This window comes from Mesorhizobium sp. M1348 (genome assembly GCF_040317925.1).
Taxonomy (GTDB): Bacteria; Pseudomonadota; Alphaproteobacteria; order Rhizobiales; family Rhizobiaceae; genus Mesorhizobium.
The window spans coordinates 471,287-490,116 of record NZ_JAMYLH010000002.1; the positions used below are offsets into that span (position 1 = coordinate 471,287).

General features: G+C 62.9%; 25 protein-coding genes. 12 read left to right on the plus strand and 13 right to left on the minus strand.

Annotated features, from left to right (window positions below):
* Window positions 1–12: 12 nt before the first annotated feature.
* The 3 genes from NKH13_RS06420 to NKH13_RS06430 form a co-directional block, all read right to left on the minus strand.
* Window positions 13–801: a GGDEF domain-containing protein gene (locus tag NKH13_RS06420; protein ID WP_352717597.1), complete on the minus strand. Its 789-nt coding sequence runs from the start codon at window positions 799–801 to the stop codon at window positions 13–15.
* A gap of 130 nt (window positions 802–931) precedes the next feature.
* Window positions 932–1,297 (minus strand): hypothetical protein, encoded by a 366-nt coding sequence (locus tag NKH13_RS06425; protein WP_352911406.1) that lies wholly within the window; start codon window positions 1,295–1,297, stop codon window positions 932–934.
* A gap of 52 nt (window positions 1,298–1,349) precedes the next feature.
* Window positions 1,350–1,862 carry a DinB family protein gene (locus NKH13_RS06430; protein ID WP_352717594.1) on the minus strand — a complete coding sequence of 171 codons (513 nt, stop codon included), beginning with the start codon at window positions 1,860–1,862 and terminating at the stop codon, window positions 1,350–1,352.
* A gap of 77 nt (window positions 1,863–1,939) precedes the next feature.
* Between NKH13_RS06430 and NKH13_RS06435 the strand changes: the two genes are divergently transcribed.
* The 5 genes from NKH13_RS06435 (at window position 1,940) to NKH13_RS06455 (ending at window position 5,480) form a co-directional block, all read left to right on the plus strand.
* Window positions 1,940–2,650: a glutathione S-transferase family protein gene (locus tag NKH13_RS06435; RefSeq protein ID WP_352717592.1), complete on the plus strand. Its 711-nt coding sequence runs from the start codon at window positions 1,940–1,942 to the stop codon at window positions 2,648–2,650.
* 414 nt (window positions 2,651–3,064) lie between these two features.
* The gene (bluB, locus tag NKH13_RS06440) at window positions 3,065–3,700 is read left to right on the plus strand and encodes a 5,6-dimethylbenzimidazole synthase (protein ID WP_352911410.1); all 636 of its coding nucleotides are present in this window, start codon (window positions 3,065–3,067) and stop codon (window positions 3,698–3,700) included.
* Between the two features lie 156 nt (window positions 3,701–3,856).
* The gene (locus NKH13_RS06445) at window positions 3,857–4,153 is read left to right on the plus strand and encodes a DUF1905 domain-containing protein (RefSeq protein ID WP_352911412.1); all 297 of its coding nucleotides are present in this window, start codon (window positions 3,857–3,859) and stop codon (window positions 4,151–4,153) included.
* Between the two features lie 142 nt (window positions 4,154–4,295).
* The gene (gene ndk, locus NKH13_RS06450; RefSeq protein ID WP_023719783.1) at window positions 4,296–4,718 is read left to right on the plus strand and encodes a nucleoside-diphosphate kinase; all 423 of its coding nucleotides are present in this window, start codon (window positions 4,296–4,298) and stop codon (window positions 4,716–4,718) included.
* A 153-nt stretch (window positions 4,719–4,871) separates the two neighbouring features.
* Window positions 4,872–5,480, plus strand: coding sequence for a class I SAM-dependent methyltransferase (locus NKH13_RS06455; RefSeq protein ID WP_352911415.1), 609 nt, complete (start codon window positions 4,872–4,874; stop codon window positions 5,478–5,480).
* 71 nt (window positions 5,481–5,551) lie between these two features.
* Here NKH13_RS06455 and NKH13_RS06460 read toward each other — a convergent pair whose 3' ends face one another.
* Both NKH13_RS06460 and NKH13_RS06465 read right to left on the minus strand, forming a co-directional pair.
* On the minus strand, window positions 5,552–5,821 hold the full coding sequence (locus NKH13_RS06460) for a hypothetical protein (protein WP_352911417.1): 270 nt from the start codon (window positions 5,819–5,821) through the stop codon (window positions 5,552–5,554).
* 271 nt (window positions 5,822–6,092) lie between these two features.
* Complete coding sequence (locus tag NKH13_RS06465; RefSeq protein WP_352911420.1) at window positions 6,093–6,548, minus strand: MarR family winged helix-turn-helix transcriptional regulator; 456 nt, start codon at window positions 6,546–6,548, stop codon at window positions 6,093–6,095.
* A 65-nt stretch (window positions 6,549–6,613) separates the two neighbouring features.
* Between NKH13_RS06465 and NKH13_RS06470 the strand changes: the two genes are divergently transcribed.
* The gene (locus tag NKH13_RS06470; RefSeq protein ID WP_352911423.1) at window positions 6,614–7,084 is read left to right on the plus strand and encodes a cupin domain-containing protein; all 471 of its coding nucleotides are present in this window, start codon (window positions 6,614–6,616) and stop codon (window positions 7,082–7,084) included.
* 79 nt (window positions 7,085–7,163) lie between these two features.
* Here the strand turns inward: NKH13_RS06470 and NKH13_RS06475 are convergent, their stop codons facing one another.
* Entirely contained in the window at window positions 7,164–7,931 is a 768-nt protein-coding gene (locus NKH13_RS06475) for a YbaY family lipoprotein (RefSeq protein ID WP_352911426.1), read from the minus strand.
* 295 nt (window positions 7,932–8,226) lie between these two features.
* Between NKH13_RS06475 and NKH13_RS06480 the strand changes: the two genes are divergently transcribed.
* The 4 genes from NKH13_RS06480 to NKH13_RS06495 are packed head-to-tail and all read left to right on the plus strand — an operon-like array spanning window position 8,227 to window position 10,791.
* A complete protein-coding gene (locus tag NKH13_RS06480) occupies window positions 8,227–8,550 on the plus strand; it encodes a BufA1 family periplasmic bufferin-type metallophore (protein WP_352479258.1) in 324 nt (107 codons plus the stop codon).
* Between the two features lie 33 nt (window positions 8,551–8,583).
* On the plus strand, window positions 8,584–9,504 hold the full coding sequence (gene bufB / locus NKH13_RS06485) for an MNIO family bufferin maturase (RefSeq protein WP_502914556.1): 921 nt from the start codon (window positions 8,584–8,586) through the stop codon (window positions 9,502–9,504).
* Window positions 9,491–10,291: an HvfC/BufC family peptide modification chaperone gene (locus NKH13_RS06490; protein ID WP_352911430.1), complete on the plus strand. Its 801-nt coding sequence runs from the start codon at window positions 9,491–9,493 to the stop codon at window positions 10,289–10,291. Before bufB ends, NKH13_RS06490 begins: the two co-directional genes overlap by 14 nt.
* A gap of 5 nt (window positions 10,292–10,296) precedes the next feature.
* A complete protein-coding gene (locus NKH13_RS06495; RefSeq protein WP_352911433.1) occupies window positions 10,297–10,791 on the plus strand; it encodes a DoxX family protein in 495 nt (164 codons plus the stop codon).
* A 20-nt stretch (window positions 10,792–10,811) separates the two neighbouring features.
* Here NKH13_RS06495 and NKH13_RS06500 read toward each other — a convergent pair whose 3' ends face one another.
* From NKH13_RS06500 to NKH13_RS06520, 5 genes are all read right to left on the minus strand, one after another.
* Window positions 10,812–11,282, minus strand: coding sequence for a molybdenum cofactor biosynthesis protein MoaE (locus NKH13_RS06500; RefSeq protein WP_352667162.1), 471 nt, complete (start codon window positions 11,280–11,282; stop codon window positions 10,812–10,814).
* Window positions 11,283–11,285: 3 nt separating this feature from the next.
* Window positions 11,286–11,543, minus strand: coding sequence for a molybdopterin converting factor subunit 1 (moaD, locus tag NKH13_RS06505; RefSeq protein ID WP_023677674.1), 258 nt, complete (start codon window positions 11,541–11,543; stop codon window positions 11,286–11,288).
* Window position 11,544: 1 nt separating this feature from the next.
* Window positions 11,545–12,141: a CDP-diacylglycerol--glycerol-3-phosphate 3-phosphatidyltransferase gene (gene pgsA / locus NKH13_RS06510; RefSeq protein WP_023719790.1), complete on the minus strand. Its 597-nt coding sequence runs from the start codon at window positions 12,139–12,141 to the stop codon at window positions 11,545–11,547.
* A 100-nt stretch (window positions 12,142–12,241) separates the two neighbouring features.
* Window positions 12,242–14,320 (minus strand): excinuclease ABC subunit UvrC, encoded by a 2,079-nt coding sequence (uvrC, locus tag NKH13_RS06515; RefSeq protein WP_352911436.1) that lies wholly within the window; start codon window positions 14,318–14,320, stop codon window positions 12,242–12,244.
* The gene (locus NKH13_RS06520; protein ID WP_352717574.1) at window positions 14,317–15,093 is read right to left on the minus strand and encodes an SDR family oxidoreductase; all 777 of its coding nucleotides are present in this window, start codon (window positions 15,091–15,093) and stop codon (window positions 14,317–14,319) included. Before NKH13_RS06520 ends, uvrC begins: the two co-directional genes overlap by 4 nt.
* Before the next feature lie 420 nt (window positions 15,094–15,513).
* Here NKH13_RS06520 and NKH13_RS06525 point away from each other — a divergent pair, with 420 nt between their 5' ends.
* Entirely contained in the window at window positions 15,514–16,164 is a 651-nt protein-coding gene (locus tag NKH13_RS06525; protein WP_292662341.1) for an outer membrane protein, read from the plus strand.
* A 77-nt stretch (window positions 16,165–16,241) separates the two neighbouring features.
* Here the strand turns inward: NKH13_RS06525 and NKH13_RS06530 are convergent, their stop codons facing one another.
* A complete protein-coding gene (locus tag NKH13_RS06530) occupies window positions 16,242–16,838 on the minus strand; it encodes a glutathione S-transferase family protein (RefSeq protein WP_352911438.1) in 597 nt (198 codons plus the stop codon).
* A gap of 494 nt (window positions 16,839–17,332) precedes the next feature.
* On the opposite strand from NKH13_RS06530, the gene NKH13_RS06535 reads away from it, so the two are divergent.
* On the plus strand, window positions 17,333–17,794 hold the full coding sequence (locus tag NKH13_RS06535) for a hypothetical protein (protein ID WP_292662348.1): 462 nt from the start codon (window positions 17,333–17,335) through the stop codon (window positions 17,792–17,794).
* Between the two features lie 451 nt (window positions 17,795–18,245).
* Here NKH13_RS06535 and NKH13_RS06540 read toward each other — a convergent pair whose 3' ends face one another.
* Complete coding sequence (locus tag NKH13_RS06540) at window positions 18,246–18,776, minus strand: DinB family protein (protein ID WP_352911441.1); 531 nt, start codon at window positions 18,774–18,776, stop codon at window positions 18,246–18,248.
* Window positions 18,777–18,830 lie beyond the last annotated feature (54 nt).

An 18,830-nucleotide genomic window follows, 5' to 3' on the forward strand; every position in this document is an offset into this window, starting at 1 on the left:
CAGAAACGACCGTCAATGGACCGTCATCGGGCCGCCGCCCGGCGGGTCGCCCGCTGCCGCGGTCTCGAAACTGACCTGATCGCGGCCGTTCGATTTGGCCTTGTAAAGGTGCTTGTCCGCCACCACGAACATCTCGGCGTAGGTGGTCGGCCCGCTGAAGGCGACGCCGCCGATGCTGACCGAGAGAGGACAGGGCCGGCCGCCAGGCGAGAACTCCGCCTCACGGACGCGTCGGCGAATTGTCTCCGCCACCAGCCAGGACTGCGAAGGATCTGCGCCGGGAAGGAAAACCGCAAATTCCTCGCCGCCGATCCGGCCGACGATATCGGCGCCGCGCAGCTGGCCCTGGATCGTCCTGGCGATCAGCTTGAGCGCCTGGTCTCCGCAGTCGTGGCCGAGGCGGTCGTTGACGGATTTGAAATGGTCGGCATCGACGATCAACAAGGCGCCGGCATTGACGACGGAATGGCTGCGGGCCTGTTCGAGATAGGCTTCGACGAGCATCGAAAACGCACCCCGGTTGAACACCGCCGTCAGGCTGTCGGTCGCCGCGACGATGGCCAGTGCCTTCTGCGCGATGGCCAGCTGGCGCATTTTCCACATCAGGAAAAAGAAGAACGAGCCGGCCAGCACAAGCGGCAGCAGCAGGTCGGTGAGCTGCGCCCGCCACAGCGCTTCCGGCGACAAATACGGGAAATTGAAGGAATCGACGAAGAACGCGGCTGCAATGCAGACCACGGTGCCAGCGACGGTAACCGCCACGACCCTGCCCCAGCTCGTCGGGGACAAATCGATCCGCATTTTTTTGCTCCTGCTTCAGCCGGCCACCTTGAAGCAACAGCGCAAACGAAGTCCTAAGACTTTGCTTTCAATTCGATCGCAGTCGAAGCGAACCGGCCGTCGAGATGGCGGCCAGATAAGCGGGTCGGTCCTAAATCAGCTGCCTTCTGACACTCATCCGGGTCACCGCAGTCACAAGAATGGCGCCGATCATGAAATAGATGGTCGCGACGATGTCCCCCTGGTGGAAATAATAACCGGAGTTGAGGAGCGCCAGGACCACGGCGAAGAACGCCACAAGGCGCAAGGGTTCATTGGGCATGCGTGCCAATTCTCGCTGTTGCTGCTGAATGCTGCTGAAGCGGCCGCCCTCACGACCGTGCGCTCCATAAAATGTTTTGGCGCGTTTTGCAATCTCGGCAGATCGTCCTCTATCCACCGTCCGCTTCACCAGCCGCCCCAGGGTTAATGCATGTCGCGCAAAAGTGTGCAGCGGTTTTGCGATTACGACATGCATCAAACAAGAACCTAAAGCGCGTCGCATGGAGGCCGGTCGAACGCGACGCGCTTTAGGCGAATGCTCTGCCCTCCTCGCTGCGCTGGAACATCGTCAGGTCCAGTCCGAGGCTTGGCTTGCCCAGAACGGTCAGGATCGCATGCGCCTGGCCGCGGTGGTGGGTCTGGTGGTTGAAGAAGTGATCGAGCGCCGGCGCCAGCCGCTGCGAGACGGTGCGCATATCCGAGACGGTCATGTAGGAGAAGCGGCCCGACAGCGCCTTGTCGCTCAGGCCGTCGACCCAGTCGATGATCCGTTTGTCCTCGGCCTCGCGCGCCAGCCGCAAGCCGGGCAAGGCGCGGTGCAGGATCGTGTCGAGCCTTGCCGGCGCGTCGCCCTCGCCGGTGAAGCGTTTCATCCAGATACGGTCGGCTGCCAGGAGGTGGTTGAGCGTTCCCATCATCGAACCGAAGAAGACGCCGACATTGCGGTCGAACTCTTCCTCGTCGAGATCGGCGGCGGCGTCGTAGATGCGGCCGTTGGCCCATTGATTGTAGGCCGCAAACATCCTGAAATGCTGTTTCATTCTTCTCTCGACCTGCGAGACCCTGTTTCGCGCGGGTCTGTTTCGGGCATAGTTAGACTGCAAGGACGCTGCCGCCAATGACCATTCTGCTCTATGACCTTGTCGGACGCGACGCCGCCCGCCCATTCAGCCCACATTGCTGGAAGGCGGCGATGGCGCTGGCCCACAAAGGGCTCGACATCACCAGCGTGCCGACCCGTTTCCTCGAAGTGCCGAAGGTGGAAGGCGGCGTCTCGAAGCTCGTTCCGGTGATCCGCGACGGCGAGACGGTGGTCGCCGATTCCTTCGCCATCGCGCTCTATCTCGAGGAGGCCTATCCCGAGCGGCCGACATTGTTTTCCGGCGACGGTGGTAAGGCGATGGCGCGCTTCATCGAACGCTGGTCGCAGCTGACCATCCATCCCTACGTCACCACCGCTGCGATACTGGACCTACACGCCATGCAGGACGAGGCGAACGCCGCCTATTTCCGGCAGACCCGCGAGCAGCGCTTCGGCAATCGCCTGGAGGCGGTATACGCCACCCGCGACGCTGGGCTCGCCAGCTTCCGCGCCTCGCTGGAGCCGCTCCGCTCGATGCTTGGCTATCAGCCCTTCATCAGCGGCCAGTCGCCGCTATTTGCCGACTACATCGTTTTCGGCGCGCTGCAATGGGCGCGCATCGCCACGCCCTACCGGCTGCTCGACGACAGCGACGTCGTGGCGCAATGGTTCGAACGATGCCTCGATCTGCATGGCGGCGTCGGCCGCACGGTCGCGCCGGCAGCGATCGCCCCGCTTGAGGGGTGAAATCGGCAGTTTCATCGGCAACGCCACATTTTGTTCTTGCTTTGTGCGGCAGCTATGCTACTAATTTGGGTATGGTGCTGATTCGTACCGACGACCCGCCCGGCTTGCCGAGGCGGGTTTTGTTTGCCGATCAAGGTCCAACGGCGTAGATCGCGGCAATGTCGTCCAGCCTTGGCTAGAGCGCGTCGCGTCCGACCGGCCTCATGTGACGCGCTTTAGGTTCTTGTTTTGATGCATGTCGTTACCGCAAAACCGCTGCACACTTTTGCGCGACATGCGTTAGAATTGCCGCCCGGCGAAATGCGACAATGCGGGTAGCAGACGTGTCGCTCGAAGCGCCTCATCAGCACCCGGATCGCAGCAAACAAGACGAACATCCGGCGAACCGGACAATCACAACAAAGGCAGCGCGCCATGACCGCAAACCCAGAGTTCCCGGCCGACTTTCGCGCCGGGCTCGCCAATCTCTTCCTGTGGCGACGCGACGTCAGGCGGTTCAAGCCGACGCCGCTCCCCGAAGGGGCGCTGGAGCGGCTGCTCGAGCTTGCCAGCGCCGCGCCGTCCGTCGGGCTGAGCCAACCTTGGCGCTTCGTCGTCGTCGAGAGCGTAGTATGCCGCGCTGCCGTCAGGACATGCTTCGAGCGCTGCAACGCGGAGGCACTCCAAACCTTTTGCGGCGAACGCGCCGCGCTTTATGCGCGCCTGAAGCTTGCGGGCCTGAATGAGGCACCCTGCCAGCTTGCGGTTTTCGCCGACCGTACAACCTCGCAAGGGCATGGGCTCGGCCGCCTGACCATGCCAGCCACCATAGACTATTCGGCTGTCATGGCGGTCCACACGATGTGGCTGGCTGCGCGCGCCGAAGGAATAGGCATGGGCTGGGTCTCGATCCTCGATCCGGCCGAGATGGCGACGATCCTGGACGTGCCGCCGGAGTGGACACTGATCGGTTACTTCTGCATCGGCTACCCGAGCGAGAACCACAGCGTGCCGGAGCTGGAACGGGAAGGCTGGGAAATCCGGCGGCCGTCTATCGTGACAAGGCGGTAGTGGTATGGCGGCGCTGCCATCCTCTTTGCGGGGAAGAATGACTCCTCCGCTGCAGGGCTGTGGATATCATGGATGGTTTCGCCGATCGTCAGCATTGCCAACAAGACACCATGGCAAAGCCGGTCGTGACGACCTTGACCTGAGGAAGGGCATAGAATGTTTCGCTACGACATGCAGGCCGAGATCTGGGTCTATCCGGGCAAGGGCGGCTGGCATTTCGTGACGTTGCCGCCGGAGCTTGGGACCCGGATCAAAACGGCGATGATGGGGATGGCACGGCCCTGGGGTTCGCTTGGCGTGGAAGCCGTCATCGGCCAGACCAGATGGCGGACATCGCTGTTTCCCGACAAGAAATCCGGCAGCCTGCTCTTGCCGATCAAGACGGCGGTGCGGGTCCGCGAAGGCCTTCGGGCTGGCGACACCGCCAACCTGACGATCGAGATGCAGTTATGACGACATTGGCCCTGACGGTGACGCGCTGTGCGGCGGCTAGTGCAGAAATGCGCGCCGCGCCAGCGTCCCCTTGGCAAGCCGGCGGGCGGCTTGTATAGAGCCCGCCACCCTCAATTCCACTCTCCATCACAAGGACGATCCCATGGCGCTCGAACGCACCTTTTCCATGATCAAGCCGGACGCGACCCGCCGCAATCTCACCGGCGCCATTACCAAGATACTGGAAGATGCCGGCCTGCGCGTCGTCGCTTCGCGCCGGGTGTGGATGAGCCGCCGCGAGGCGGAAGGTTTTTATGCCGTCCACAAGGAGCGTCCGTTCTTCGGCGAGCTGGTCGAGTCCATGTCGTCGGGCCCGACCATCGTGCAGGTACTGGAAGGCGAGAACGCCATTGCCAAGAACCGCGAAGTGATGGGCGCCACCAATCCGGCAAGCGCCGCCGAAGGCACCATCCGCAAGCTGCACGCGCTGTCGATCGGCGAGAATTCCGTGCACGGTTCTGATGCGCCGGAAACCGCCGCGCAGGAGATCAAATACTGGTTCTCGGACACCGAGATCGTCGGCTAAGCCGGCATCCCGAACCCCATCAAAGAGGCCGGCGCAACGCCGGCCTTTTTTGTTAGCGGACATTTTCAGCTTCAGGCTCCTCGACGGATCATGGGTGCGTTAAGCTCGAGGGCACCGATCAAACGCGGTCCCGACAATGGAGCCGACCAGGCCATGACCAGCACCATTCCCGGCTTCTTCCAGGGCACCGAAATGCCGACCGGCGGCTGGTGGGAAGCGCTGTGGCCCGAGCCTGCCAGTGTCGTGGCGGCAGTAGGCATGAAGCCCGGCACGGACGTGGTCGATCTTTGCTGCGGCGACGGCTGGTTCACGCTGCCAATCGCCAGGGTCGCCCGTCATGTAGTCGCCATCGACATCGATGCCGATCTCCTCGAAGTCGCCCGGCGGCGACTGGCCGAAGGTGGCGCGAGCAATTGCGAGTTTGTGGCGGGCGATGCCTATGAGCTTGCCAGGCTGGTGCCTCAAACCGTCGACTTCGTCTTTATGGCCAACGCTTTCCACGGTGTTCCGGATCGGCCGCGCCTTGCCCGCGCCGTGCGCGCGACGCTTGGCCCTGCTGGTCGTTTTGCCATCGTCAACTGGCACCAGCAGCCGCGCGAGCAAACCACGGTCCTCGGCGAGCCGCGCGGGCCAAAGACCGAGCTGAGGCTGTCACCCGAACAGACCACCGCGGCGGTGGAAGCGAGCGGGTTCAAGCTCGCCGAGCTGGTTGATGTGCCGCCCTATCACTATGGCGCGGTATTCAAACTCGCAACAAATTGAGAATGCCTGGTGTATGCGGTCGTCGCCCGATAGATCTCGCCCGCCGCCCCCTAGCGGCGGGTTCTGCCAGTCTATTTCGCCTGGCGTTCCTTCACGTTCGCATGTTCATTCGCCGCGTCCGTGTCGGTGGCCGGGGTCTTGGTCTCCTCACCTGTGAACGGGCTGCCCTGCCCGGGCGCGAGATCGCCGCTATGACCAGCCTTGTTGGTCTCGAAAGGCTGGCTGTCAGGACTGAGACCATGCTGAAGGGCATCGAACAGATGGTCGTCCGCCTTGGCAAGACCGGTAAAGGCAAGAAGCGATGCACCGGTGGCGGCAACGATAAGCGTATGCGTTTTCATCTCTGGACTCCTTTGAGTGGCCAGAACGAGCCGCAGCCATTCTGGCGGCTTCAACGAAGGGACAAACGTCCCTTTTGCCTTACCCGCCATCTTATGAACGACTAACGCGCCCCCTGCCCGGCCTATTCCCGCTGAAACACAACGTGATCGGCATGCGGCCGATCAGGCGACCGAATAGCCGCCGTCTGCGAGCAGGCCGTGGTCGGAGACAAACGAGGCGTCATCCAACGCCTCGGGAGTGAGCGGAGCGTCGAAGCTGCCGATCTCCTTCTCAGCGAATGAGCGGCGTGTCCCAAAGGTCGCCGAGCAGCATCTTCAGCTCATGAAAGCGTTTTGAGCCAAGTTCCTCAGCCCATTCCCGCTCGATATCCAGCAATATGTCGGCCATCTTCTGATAGGCGGCGCGCCCGCGGTCGGTGAAATTGACGATCGTCCCGCCGCTTTCGTCAGGTGCTGCGGAGCGCCTGATGTAGCCCATCGTTTCCAGCGTCTTCAGCAGCTGGTTCATGGCCTGTTTGCTCATGGCGGCGCGCTCGGCAAGCGCGCTTGGCCTCAGGCCGTCAGGGCCGGGATATTGGATCACGGCCATATGCGGCGGGCTGAGATCCTCGAAACCCGATGCCCTGAGTTCTCTGATCAGCTTGCGGTGGATGGCCATGGCAGGCACGCGCAGCAGCGCGCCGATCAGCGGCGGCTTCCTTGGCGGATCTTCAATGGGCGATGGCATTGACACCTTGGTAAATTGAGTTTACTCGTCATCGGTAAATTCGATTTACCACATGGGAGGATGGAATGCTAGAAAAAGCCAGCCAGGTCCGCGTCAATCCTGCTGACGAGACGATCAGCCATGGCGGTCTTGCCGTGCGTTTCCTGCTCACCGGCGATCAATCGGCCGGCAGCATCGCGGCCTTCGAACTGACTGTCCCCGGCTCGCAGCGCCTGCTCGCGCCGGCACACAGCCACGACCACTACGAAGAGACGATGTACGGGATCGATGGCGTGCTGACGCTGACCGTCGACGGATACCGGCACGATTTGGGGCCTGGACAGGCACTGTGCATTCCGCGCGGAGCAATCCATCGCTTCGACAATAACGGCACAGAGACGGCCAAGGTGCTCTGCATGGTGACGCCGGCGGCGATCGGGCCGGAATATTTCCGCGAGGCCTTCGCCATCTTCGGCGCCGGCGGCCCGCCCGACCGCGCCAGGATCATGGATTTGATGCACCGCTTTGGCCTGACGCCTGCGCCACCACAGGTGTGATCGTTTCGGAACGGTCCAAGGCCTGTTGAGATTCAGGGCAGGCCGAGCCGGTGAAGCCCTTACCTGAATAGCGACAGGCTCAGCTCGCAGCATTGAACCGCAGGATGACGCGATCATCCTTGTCGGCGATGATGAGCTTGCCGGCGTCGATATGGTACGACGCTGCCTTGGCCAGCGCCTCGAACAGCGCCTTTTCCTCGGCCATGGTCTCGGACGCGCAGGCCTTGAAGGTCGAACCGATGTCACTGATGGTAATCGTCGAACCATCGACTTTGGCGGTGGCGAAGTAGACGTTGCAAGGGCCGCTGCCGCCGGCCTTGCCGGCTTCGCTGATCCGGAACGTCGCCCGCGGCTCGGCAATCACGCCGATGCCGTCGATATATTCGATCAGCCAGCTTTGACCGAACACGGAGGCTGCCGCCGGCTCGTCGCTCGGCGCCGCCATTTTCAGCATGATGGTCAGCGGTGCATCGCTCAGCGGGTCGACCTGATGACGCTCGTCGGAGATGAACAGCAGCCTGTCGTCGGCGGTGATGCGTGCCTGCAGCACGTAGGTCATGTTCGGCCTGATCGCCTGCGGATCGAAGCTGATCTCGAACTTGATCGGCACCTGGCCGGTGGGCACGATCTTGCGTTCGCCGATAATTGCGGCCGGCGCGTCGGCCAGCGATACGTCGGCAAGCTGCACGGAAAGCACGGCGTTGGGCGGCAGCGTGATGCGCTCGCGATACATCACCTCGCCCTTGAGGGTCTTTTCGGCGGCCACGGAGTGATCCGGAACGGCCAGTATGCCGACGGCCAGCGGCACCAGCCCGAAGATGAAGAACTCGGCGATCCTGTCCAGCATGATCCTGCTCCCCTTCCGGCCAAAGGTCTCGCAGGATTGCGGTCAATGAATGGCTGGCGGGGTATGGGCACGGCTGTCCCAGGGATTTATTTGGACCGCGGGCGCTTCCAGTGGCCCGCCGCCTTGTCGTCGGCCTTCTTGGCCGCTCCGCAAACCCTGTTCAGGCCACCCTCGGCCAAGCCTCAGGCGATCACGAATTCGTGTTCCAAACAGACGTAACACGGCGGGCGTCCGGACCGAACTGACCAATGCGCACTGAGGAGAGTGCGCTTGAAACCCAACCGGAGGTGAAATCATGTCAACGAGATCAACCGTGAGCGCGGCCTTACTGGCCAGCGCCGTTGCCACGGCTCTTGCTTCTTTTGCGACGGCCGCGCCGCTGACCGAGGCACAGGTCAAGGCAGCAATGGACGCCGGCAAGGAGAAGTGCTTTGGCGTCGCCTTGAAGGGACAGAACGACTGCAAGGCAGGCCCGGGAACCACCTGCCAAGGTACCTCGACCGTCGACTATCAAGGCAACGCCTGGAAGTTCGTCGACGGCGGCACCTGCACGACGATGGACCTACCCGGCGGCCGCAAGGGCTCACCCACCGAGCTGACCCGCGACGTCCCATCGTAAGCGATGCACCCTGCCCGGAAAGTGGCGATGACAATGAACGGACCGACCCGTCCAGCATCCCGCATGTCGAAGACCTCGCGCTTTCCGGCGCACCCGGTCGCCGGCCTTGCCGGCACCAGTTTCAAGCATGAGCGTTTATCCGCAATCCTCGGCGACGGTCCCCAAAGCGGCTTCTTCGAGGTTCATGCGGAAAACTACATGGGCGCCGGCGGCCCGCCGCACGACGCGCTCGCCCGCATCCGCCGCAATTATCCCGTCTCGCTGCATGGCGTCTGCATGTCGATCGGCGGCCCGCAGCCGCTCGACAAGGCGCATCTTGGTCGTTTCAAGGCGCTGGTCGATCGCTACGAGCCGGCGCTCGTTTCAGAGCATCTCGCCTGGTCGACGCACGACACCACCTATTACAACGACCTGCTTCCCCTGCCCTACACGCCGGCAACGGTTTCGCGCGTGGCTGATCACATCGACGAAGTGCAGGGCACGATAGGCCGCCCGATCCTGCTCGAGAATCCTTCGACCTATGTGCTTTTTCCGGAATCGACGATGAGCGAGACGGATTTCATCCGCGAGCTGGTTCGGCGTAGCGGCTGCGGCCTGCTGCTTGACGTCAACAACGTCTTCGTCTCGGCCACCAATCACGGCTATTCGACACGTTCTTATCTCGCGGACTTCCCGCTCGAACATGTCGGCGAAATCCATCTGGCCGGGCACGCCAAGCAGGAGGACGACGAAGGCGACCTGCTGCTCATCGACAGCCATGACGGCCCGGTTGCCGACGCGGTCTGGAAGCTCTTCGATACCGTCATCGGCCGATGCGGGCCACTGCCGACGCTGATCGAATGGGACAGCGACATTCCCGAGTGGCCGGTGCTCAAGGCGGAGGCCGCCGCCGCCCAAGCCATCCTCGACCGTCATGCCGACAGCTATTTCGGAAAAGCCCATGCCGCAGGATGAGCTCCAGTCGGGCGATCTCGGCCACCGGTTTGACTATGCCGCGGCATTCACCGCCGGTTTGCTCGATCCTGACCGTGCCCCGCCTGACTCTGTCTCGGGGCCGAACGGGAAGGCTGTGGTCAAGCGATATGCCGTCTACCGCAACAACGTCACGGTCAGCCTGATCGATGCGCTGGCCGCCAGCTTTCCAGCGACGCTGCGCATCACCGGCCCGGATTTCTTTCGCGCGATGGCGCGCTTTCACATCCGCGAAACGCCACCCACCTCGCCGCTTCTATTCGAATATGGCCGCGACTTTCCCGATTTCATCGAGCGCTACGAATACGCGCAGTCAATGCCGTGGCTGGCCGACGTGGCGCGCATCGAGCGGGCCTGGCTCGACGCCTATCATGCCGCCGACGCGGAGGCGCTGTCGGCTGAGGCACTGGCGTCGATCCCTTGCGAGAGGCTTGCCGATACCGTGCTGCGGCCGCATCCGGCGACGCGGGTCGCGCGCTCCCGGTTCCCGGCAGTCACGGTCTTCGCGGCAAACCGGAACGAGGCTCCTGTTGGGCCGATCCGGGCAACGGGCGCTGAAGATGCGCTGGTCACGCGGTCCGGCCTCGAGGTCTTCGTTCGCCACCTGCGGCCCGGCGGCGCAGTGTTTATCTCGCATCTGATCGCGGGCGAGGCGCTCGGCGCGGCGGCCGCGGCGGCATTTGCGGAGAGTGCCGAATTCGAGCTTTCCGCCAACATTGCCGGCGTGCTGGAAGCGGGAGCCTTCACGACGGCACATCAGGAAAGGTGAGCACGATGAGCGATGGGCAGAACGCGAGCACCGAACCGCGAGGGGTCGCCGCTCTCGTCGAAAGGCTGAATGCCGCCCTGCGCACGATCGCGACGCCATCGCTGACGCAGCTTGTTCTGCGCTGCGCCCTCGCCGTCCCGTTCTGGCGGTCCGGCGTCAACAAATGGGACGGTTTTCTACAGTTGAACGATGTCGCCGTGCTGCTTTTCAGCTCGGAACTCAAATTGCATCTGCCGGGCGGCCCTTACGATTTTCCGGCACCTGGGCTGGTGGCGTTCGCCTCAGGGTCAGCGGAGATCGTGTTGCCAGTTCTCCTTGTTTTCGGCCTGGTGACGCGACTGGCGGCATTCGGGCTGCTGCTGATGACGCTGATCATCGAGCTCACCGTGCCGGACGGCTGGCCGCTGCACATTACCTGGGCGGCGATGGCGCTTGGCATCGTGGCTTGGGGACCCGGCCGGATTTCGCTCGATCATTTGATCGGCACCGACAAAGGCTGACGCCCTCGCGGAAAGCCTGGTCAGTCTCGCTTCCAGCGGCTCGCCGCCTTGTCGTCGGCCTCCTTGGCGTCGACCCAGCCGCCCTCGGAACCGTCGCTATGGTGTTCCTTTTTCCAGAACGGCGCCCGTGATTTCAAATAGTCCATCAGGAAATTCGCGGCCTCGAACGCCGCCTGCCGGTGGGCGGAAGCGGCCACCACCAGCACGATGTTTTCGCCGGGAGCGATCTTGCCGTGGCGATGGATCGCGGTGAGCCCCTGCAGTGGCCAGCGCTCGATTGCCTCGCCGGCGATGCGGGATATCTCGGCTTCGGCCATGCCGGGATAATGTTCGAGCTCGAGTGCGGAGAGCCTGCCTTGCTCGTCGCGGCAAAGGCCGGAGAAAGTCACCACGGCGCCGATGTCGTTGCGACCCCTGGTCAGCCTGGCGATCTCGGCGGCGACGTCGAAATCCTCCGCCTGGATGCGCACGACAGGCACCACCGCCGACATGGTTCAGCCACCGGTCATCGGCGGGAACAGCGCGATCTCGCGCGCGCCGGCGATCTTCTCGCGGTGCTCGACATGTTCCTGGTTGATGGCGACGCGGATCACGTCAGGATATTGCAGCGCGTTCTCGTATTCCTCGCCGCGTGATTTCAGCCAGCGCAACAGGTCGGCGACCGTTTCGATGCCGGCCGGCAGTTCGACCTCTTCCTCCGGTCTGCCGATCCGCTCGCGCACCCAGGCGAAATAGATGAGCTTCGTCGACATTTTATTCATCCATGATGTGCTTGAGGCCGGCGCGGAAATAGTCGTAGCCGGTGTAGAGCGTGACCAAGGCGGCGATCCACAGCAGCACCAGCCCGGTCTGGGTGGTCAGCGGGAAGATCTTGTCGCCGGCAGGTCCCGCCAGCAGGAAGGCGATGGCGATCATCTGGATGGTGGTCTTCCACTTTGCCAGTTGCGTCACCGGCACCGAGACCTTCAGGGCCGCCAGATATTCGCGCAGGCCCGAGACCAGGATCTCGCGGCACAGGATGATGATCGCCGCCCACAGCGACCAGCCGGCGATGCCGGCATGGCGGTCGGTGTCGGCGGCGAGCAGCAGCAGGCAAGTGGCGACCAGCAGCTTGTCGGCGATCGGGTCGAGCATCTTGCCGATGTTGGAGGTCTGCTGCCAGGCGCGCGCCAGATAGCCGTCGAAGTAATCGGTGATCGAGGCGAGCAGGAAAATGATGAGCGCCGACCAGCGAGCGAAGTCGCTCGATTTCAAATGCCCCTCCAGGAAAAAGCACAGCACGACCAGCGGCACCGCCAGGATGCGGGCGTAAGTGAGCATGTTGGGCAGGTTGAACGCGCGCTGGGACATGTTTTGGGAACTCTTTCTGCCTGCTTAGTCAAATCAGAAGCGAATGTGGGGGGTCAACAGGCCAGAATCGATTAGCCGGCCGAAATATCGGCAATAGGTCTTAGCTCTCGTGAAAATGATTGTAGACCAATTTCGCCACCTGCTCCGAAATGCCGTCGACCTTGACCAGGTCCTCGACGGCGGCGCGGCTGACCGCCTTGGCCGTACCGAAATGCATCAGCAGCGCGCGCTTGCGGCCGGGGCCGATGCCGCTGATCTCGTCGAGCGGGCTCTTGACCATCTCCTTTTTTCGGCGGGCGCGGTGCGAACCGATGGCGAAGCGATGGACCTCGTCGCGCAGCCGCTGGACGAAATAGAGCACCGGATCGCGTACGGGCAGCGAGAATGAGTCCCTGCCCTTGGCGAAGAAGCGTTCGCGGCCGGCGTCACGGTCCTGACCCTTGGCGATGCCGATGGCCACGACGCGGTCCTCGATGCCGAGATCGGCGAGAATCTTCCGCACCGCCGTCATCTGCCCTTGGCCGCCGTCGATGAGGATGACGTCGGGCCAGGCCGGGAAGCCGCCGGCGTCCTCGATATCGTCGCCCGGTCCGGTAGGGCTCGCCTCGTCCGCGCCCTCGGTTTGCGGGGCATCGCCATGTTCCTTCAACAGCCGCGAGAAGCGCCGCTGCATCACCTCGCGCATCATGCCGAAATCGTCGCCCGGCGTGATCTCGGTCGAGCGGATGTTGAACTTTCGATACTGGTTCTTCACAAAACCTTCCGGCCCGGCGACGACCATGGCGCCGACGGCGTTGGTGCCCATGATGTGCGAGTTGTCATAGACCTCGATGCGCACCGGCGGCTTTTCCAGGCCGAAGGTCTCGGCAAAGCCATTGAGCAGCCGCGCCTGGGTCGAGGTCTCGGCGAGCCGCCGGCCGAGCGCTTCGCGCGCGTTCTGCAGCGCGTTGTCGGTCAGGTCCTTCTTCTCGCCGCGCTGCGGCACGGAGATCGACACCTTGCGGCCGGCGCGGGTGGAGAGGGCCTCCGCCAGCAATTCCTGGTCCTCGATGCCATACGACAACAGGATGGTGCGTGGCGTCGGCTTGTCGTCGTAGAACTGCGCCAGGAACGAACCCAGCACCTCGCCAGCTTCGAGCGCCGGATCGGCCTTGGGAAAATAGGCGCGGTTGCCCCAGTTCTGGCCGGTGCGGAAGAAGAACACCTGGATGCAGACCTGGCCGCCCTCCTGATGGATGGCGAAGACATCGGCCTCGTCGACGGTCTGCGGATTGATGCCTTGATGGCTCTGCACATGCGACAGCGCCGCCAGCCGGTCGCGATAGATGGCGGCCCGTTCGAAATCGAGGTTCTCCGAAGCCTGCTGCATGGCGGCGGAGATCTCCGTCTTCACCTTCTGGCTGCGGCCGGAGAGAAAATCCTTCGCCTCGGCGACGAGCCTGGCATAGTCGACATGCGAGATTTCGCCGGTGCACGGGCCGGCACAGCGCTTGATCTGGAACAGAAGGCAAGGCCGGGTGCGGTTCTCGTAGAAGGAGTTGGTGCAGCTCCTGAGCAGGAAGGCGCGCTGCAGCGAGTTGATGGTGCGGCCGACGGCGCCGGCTGAAGCAAAGGGGCCGAAGTAGTCGCCCTTGCGCGAGCGCGCGCCGCGATGCTTGTAGATGCCGGGCGAGACATGGTCGCCGGTCAACAGGATATAGGGGAACGACTTGTCGTCGCGCATCAGCACGTTGAAGCGTGGCCGCAAGCGCTTGATGAGGTTGGCTTCAAGCAGCAGCGCTTCGATCTCGGTGCGGGTGACAACGAACTCCATCGTCGACGTCTCGCGCACCATGCGGCCGATGCGGCTGGTGTGGAACCGGCCTTGCGCGTAGTTGGTGACCCGCTTCTTCAGGCTGCGTGCCTTGCCGACATAGAGCACGTCGCCGGCGGCATTCATCATGCGGTAGACGCCGGGCGCATTGGGCAGCCGCTTGACCAGCGTCTGAATCACCTCGGCGCCGACCATGCCGTCGGCGTCGCCGGCATGCGGGGTCCAGTCGATGGCGGTGAAGGTGACGTCCGGACCGCTGGCTGCAGGCTCGACGACCTCCTCGGCCGCCTCGTCCTCGAGGTCGATTTCGGGCGGCAGGTCGTCGGCGCCGCCGCGCGTTTTGTGTTTCTGGTCCATCGGGCTCATTCGGTCATGCCTGTCACATCGGGCGTCTGCCATGCAAGATGCTGGCCGCCGTCAAGCGCGATCATCTGGCCGGTAACCGAGCGTGCCGCCCAGAGATAGCGGATAGTGGCACCGAATTCCGGCAATTCCGGGCCGCGCTTCAGGATCAGGCCGGCAATCTGGGCATCGAAATCGCTGTCGTGCTGGCGCGTGTTCTTCAAGGTCGGGCCAGGACCAATGGCGTTGACGCGGATGCGGGGACCCAGCGCCTGCGCCATCATCTCGGTCGCTGCCCACAAGGTCGACTTCGACAGCGCATAGGAGAAATAACGCGGCGTCGGCCGCCAGACGCGCTGATCGATCATGTTGACGATCAGCCCCTCACTGTTCTGCGGCAAGGCCCGGGCGAAAGTCTGCGCCAACAGCGCCGGCGCCTTGACATGCACGGCGAAATGGCGATCCCAGGCCGGCCAGTCGAAATCCTCAACGCTGTCGTGCTCGAACAGCGAGGCGTTGTTGACCAGCAGCGAGACCGGCCCGAGCGCCGCCGCCGCGCGGCCGACAAGGTTGCCGACGGCGTCCATGTCGGTCAGGTCGGCAGCAATCACAGCGGCCCGGCCATGTCGACCAAAATGACCACTGTTGATTTCGGCCGCCAGTGCCTCCGCCTCGGCCAGCGAGCGATTGCAGTGGATGGCGACGGCAAAACCATGCGCGGCAAGGTCCTCGACGATCGCCCTGCCGATCCGCTTCGCGCCGCCCGTCACCAGTGCCGTCGCGGCGACCTTGCTCATCTGTCAATCCTCAATCCGATGCCGATTCATACCTGCCGGGATCGTGCCGGCGAAATATGGCCCGCCAAGCGTTAAATCCCATTTCCACCTGGGGCAGGATTGTGGCAAAGTGGCCGGTGGGCGTTCTGGCTCGACCGGAATTCGGGCCAGCCCGTCCGCAATATAGGGCGCTGGAGCCCTTACACCAAGCCGTGTGCAGTGCAGCACGGCGAACCTGCTGACATTCGCTGTTGCGAAGATGCAACGTCAAGGTTCTGCCTCATTCGTGCCAGGGAATGACCCAAGTTCAGGTTCGCTTCAGCCGCATTTCGACACGACATTTGGAACCGTTGAACGCCGGATCCGTTTCACCCCCCGGACGGGTTGAGGGCGCTCATTAAAAAACAAGCCTGTGTCCTGTGGCTTAAGGAGTAAAGAACAATGCAAGCCAATCTTAAATTTGCGCGACCGCTCGCGGTGGCGTTTGGGCTGTTCGCCCTCGGCGGAACTGCCTATGCCGCGGACGTGGTTCAGGAAGAGCCGCCGGCACCTGCCCCGATTGCAGAACTTCCGGTCGCATCCTGGGCCGGTCCCTATGCCGGTGTGAGCGTCGGCTACGGCTTCGCCGGCCATGCCAAAGCCAAAGACATTGGTGTCGACGTCGACACGAAGGGTTTTGTCGGCGGCGTCTTCGGCGGCTATAACTGGCAGCAGGAGAACTTCGTCTACGGTGCTGAAGCCGATATCGGCTACAACGGCGTCAAGGGCGACGATGCCGGCATCGAGGCCAAGGGTGGCTTCGAGGGCTCGTTGCGTGCCCGCCTCGGCTACGCTGTCACCCCGGATATCCTGCTCTACGGCACCGCCGGTGGCGCGCTGAAGAACCAGAAGATTGAAGCGGCCGGCGTCAGCGACACCAACACCCAGTTTGGCTGGACAGCCGGCGTGGGTACCGACATCAAGATCACCGACAATGTGTTCGGCCGTGTCGAGTATCGTTACACGGACTTCGGCAGGAAGGACTTCGACGGTATCGGCAAGGTCAAGTCGACCGACAATCGCGTCACTTTCGGCGTCGGTATGAAGTTCTAAGTCGTCCAAGCCACGACACGAAAAAGCCGGGCCTCGCGCCCGGCTTTTTTTGTGGGCACCGGCTGAGACCCCCGCCCTCAAGCCGGGATGCCGGGCTTCAGCTCCGGGAATTTCTCGTCGAAGCGTGCCGCCCAGCGCGTCAGCCGGCCGCGGCCCTTTTCCCATTTTCCGGCGAAGCGCAGCGAGAGATAACCGAGGCAGGCGCGCAGCGCGATCTGACCGACGGTGATTTTCTTCGGCAGCTTCGGCGGGTTGGCGTTGAGCAGATCGAGCGCGGCCGAAATCTTCGTCCACTGGCGGTCAAGCCACGGCTGGTAGACCATCTCTTCCGGCCGCGTGCGCCGCTCATAGACCATCGACAGCGCGCAGTCGCAGATACCGTCGGCCAATGCCTCCAGCACCTCCGCCTCAAGGCGCTTGTCGGGATTGCGCGGAATCAATGCGTTCTTCGACATCCGGTTGAGATGCTGGGTGATGGCGCGGCTGTCGTGGACCGAGCGTCCGTCATCGAGCACCAGCACCGGGATCTTGCCGAGCGGATTGGCGCCGATCAGTTCGGCCGGCCTTTCCTCGGTCTTTATCGGCACGAGATCGACCGCAATGCCGGCATGAAGTGCTGCCATGCGCACCTTGGAACTGTAGGGAGAAGTAGACGCGTAGAGCAGTCTGGGCATTGTCGATTCCTGTTTGCCGGCTACAGCTCCATATGCCCTGTTGGACGCGCAAAAGGACGCGGTAGCATTGTGACTTCGCCATGACCCGTACCGAAAATCGATTCCGACAGGGGCTCGTGCGTGGGCACTGTTGACTGATCATGCAGTGTTCATCAACGGCCAGAGGCGGAAAACCGCGCCGCCAGCGTGCAACCATAGTCTCGACTTCGGATGTGATGAGCCGGAGGTGCGGCGGCAGACGCGAGCAGGTCGGACGATCCAAATCCGATCAGCTACCAACTCGGCCATTGCACCGAAGGTTGGTCTTTGGCAGCCACGAAAATCCCACCGGACTTCGCCGCATGGCGAAGTCCTGGGAGCTGCGAAAAGACGTCTTCCTCCCGCCTCTTTCTCGTCCTGCCCGATCGTCAACCAGCAAGCGAGGCGCCTGTTCGGCATCCCGCCCTGGCCGTCTTGAGTACTGTCCCCGGCGGTAGCAGGGCGGCGGCTACTTCTTGGCCTTCGCCTTTGCGGGCGCTGCCTTTGGCTTGGCCGCGGGCGCTGCCTTCTTCACTGCTGCAGAAGATTTCGCAGCGGCGGCCTTTGCCGGTGCTGCCTTCTTCGCAGCGGGCTTCGCCGCGGCCTTTGCAGCCGGCTTCTTGGCCGGTGCCGCCTTCTTAGCCGGTGCAGCCTTGGCCGGTGCTGCTTTTGCCTTGGCAGGTGCTGCTTTCTTCACGGCCGGTTTTGCCGCGGCCTTGGCGACCGGCTTTTTGGCTGGCGCTGCTTTTGCCTTAGGCGCAGCGGCTTTCGCTTTGGCAGCGGGTGCTGCTTTCTTCACAGCAGTTGCGGTCTTTGCCGCGGCTGCTTTTGCTGGTGCTTTCTTTGCCGGTGACTTTGCCGGTGCCTTGGATGCCGGCGCTTTGGATGACTGCTTAGCCATATCATGCCCCTTCCGTTGTGCCGACGGCCGTTATTGACCCGGCGCGCATTGCATATCTGACTCGCGGCTTGCTAGCCAGCGAAGCATTAGAATGATTTTTGCAGCTTAAGTTTCCGTTACGGCGAGCGCGCGACCATTTTACCGGCGCAAAAATCGGCTGCGAATCTTTGTGTCCCGCAGCGAAGTTCTGCGACAGAAATTCTGGTCGCTCTATCTCGACCGGTCTTCTCGTCAAGCTCAGGACCTTTTCGACCAGCTTAGCGCTTCAACGTCCGACGCTCGGCGCGAACATTGTCAAGAGCGAAGGCGGTCGCCCGCCTCGTCTTGTCCGAAACGATAAACTACAGGTAAGTAGGAAGCAACGCGACGAGCACGCCGCTGCACTATCTTGCACGACACGATGAAAGTAAGCAGATAGCTCGCATTTCTGAAAGACAGGATATCGCTCGATAGATCCGGTCGAGCCGACCTCGAATGCGCTCGGCTGTTCAGGCGCCGAGCGGCTCGCGCTGCATCTGCAGCCGGCGCGAAGGCTCGGCCCTGTGGAGGTGGACGGCGAAGGTATCCCATGGCGGCATGACGGAAATCTGCGCCAGGATGCGCCCCGCTTCACCGCGATGATAGCCGCCGTGCAGTACGACGTGGGTCAGCATTTCCTGTCGCGACATCAATGCCTTATCCCCGTCGGTGAACACGAATGCGACGGGCTCCGACAACTGCCGCGACGAAACGGTTTCGAGATAATCGAAATACCAGCGATCTGTCGCCGCGACCGCGGCGCGAAGTTCGTCGAACGCCGGCGTGTCCTCGGTGGTGTCGGCGGAGTAGCCATGGCTTGCGGCAATCAGGTGCGCCGAGAATATCCGCGACACCACATGGCTGTGATCGACGAGCCGTATCACGGCCTGCCGTTCCTTACCGTGAACGTGCGGGTCGAGACTCGCGAGCTTTTCCAACAGTTCGTCATTGGCCCAGGCCTGATAGGCAAACAGGCTGCGAAGCAGAGCGAGCGCACTCATGGTCCTGTCCTTTTTCGGAAATGCGAGTATGTTGTCTATATTTTCAGGGGAATG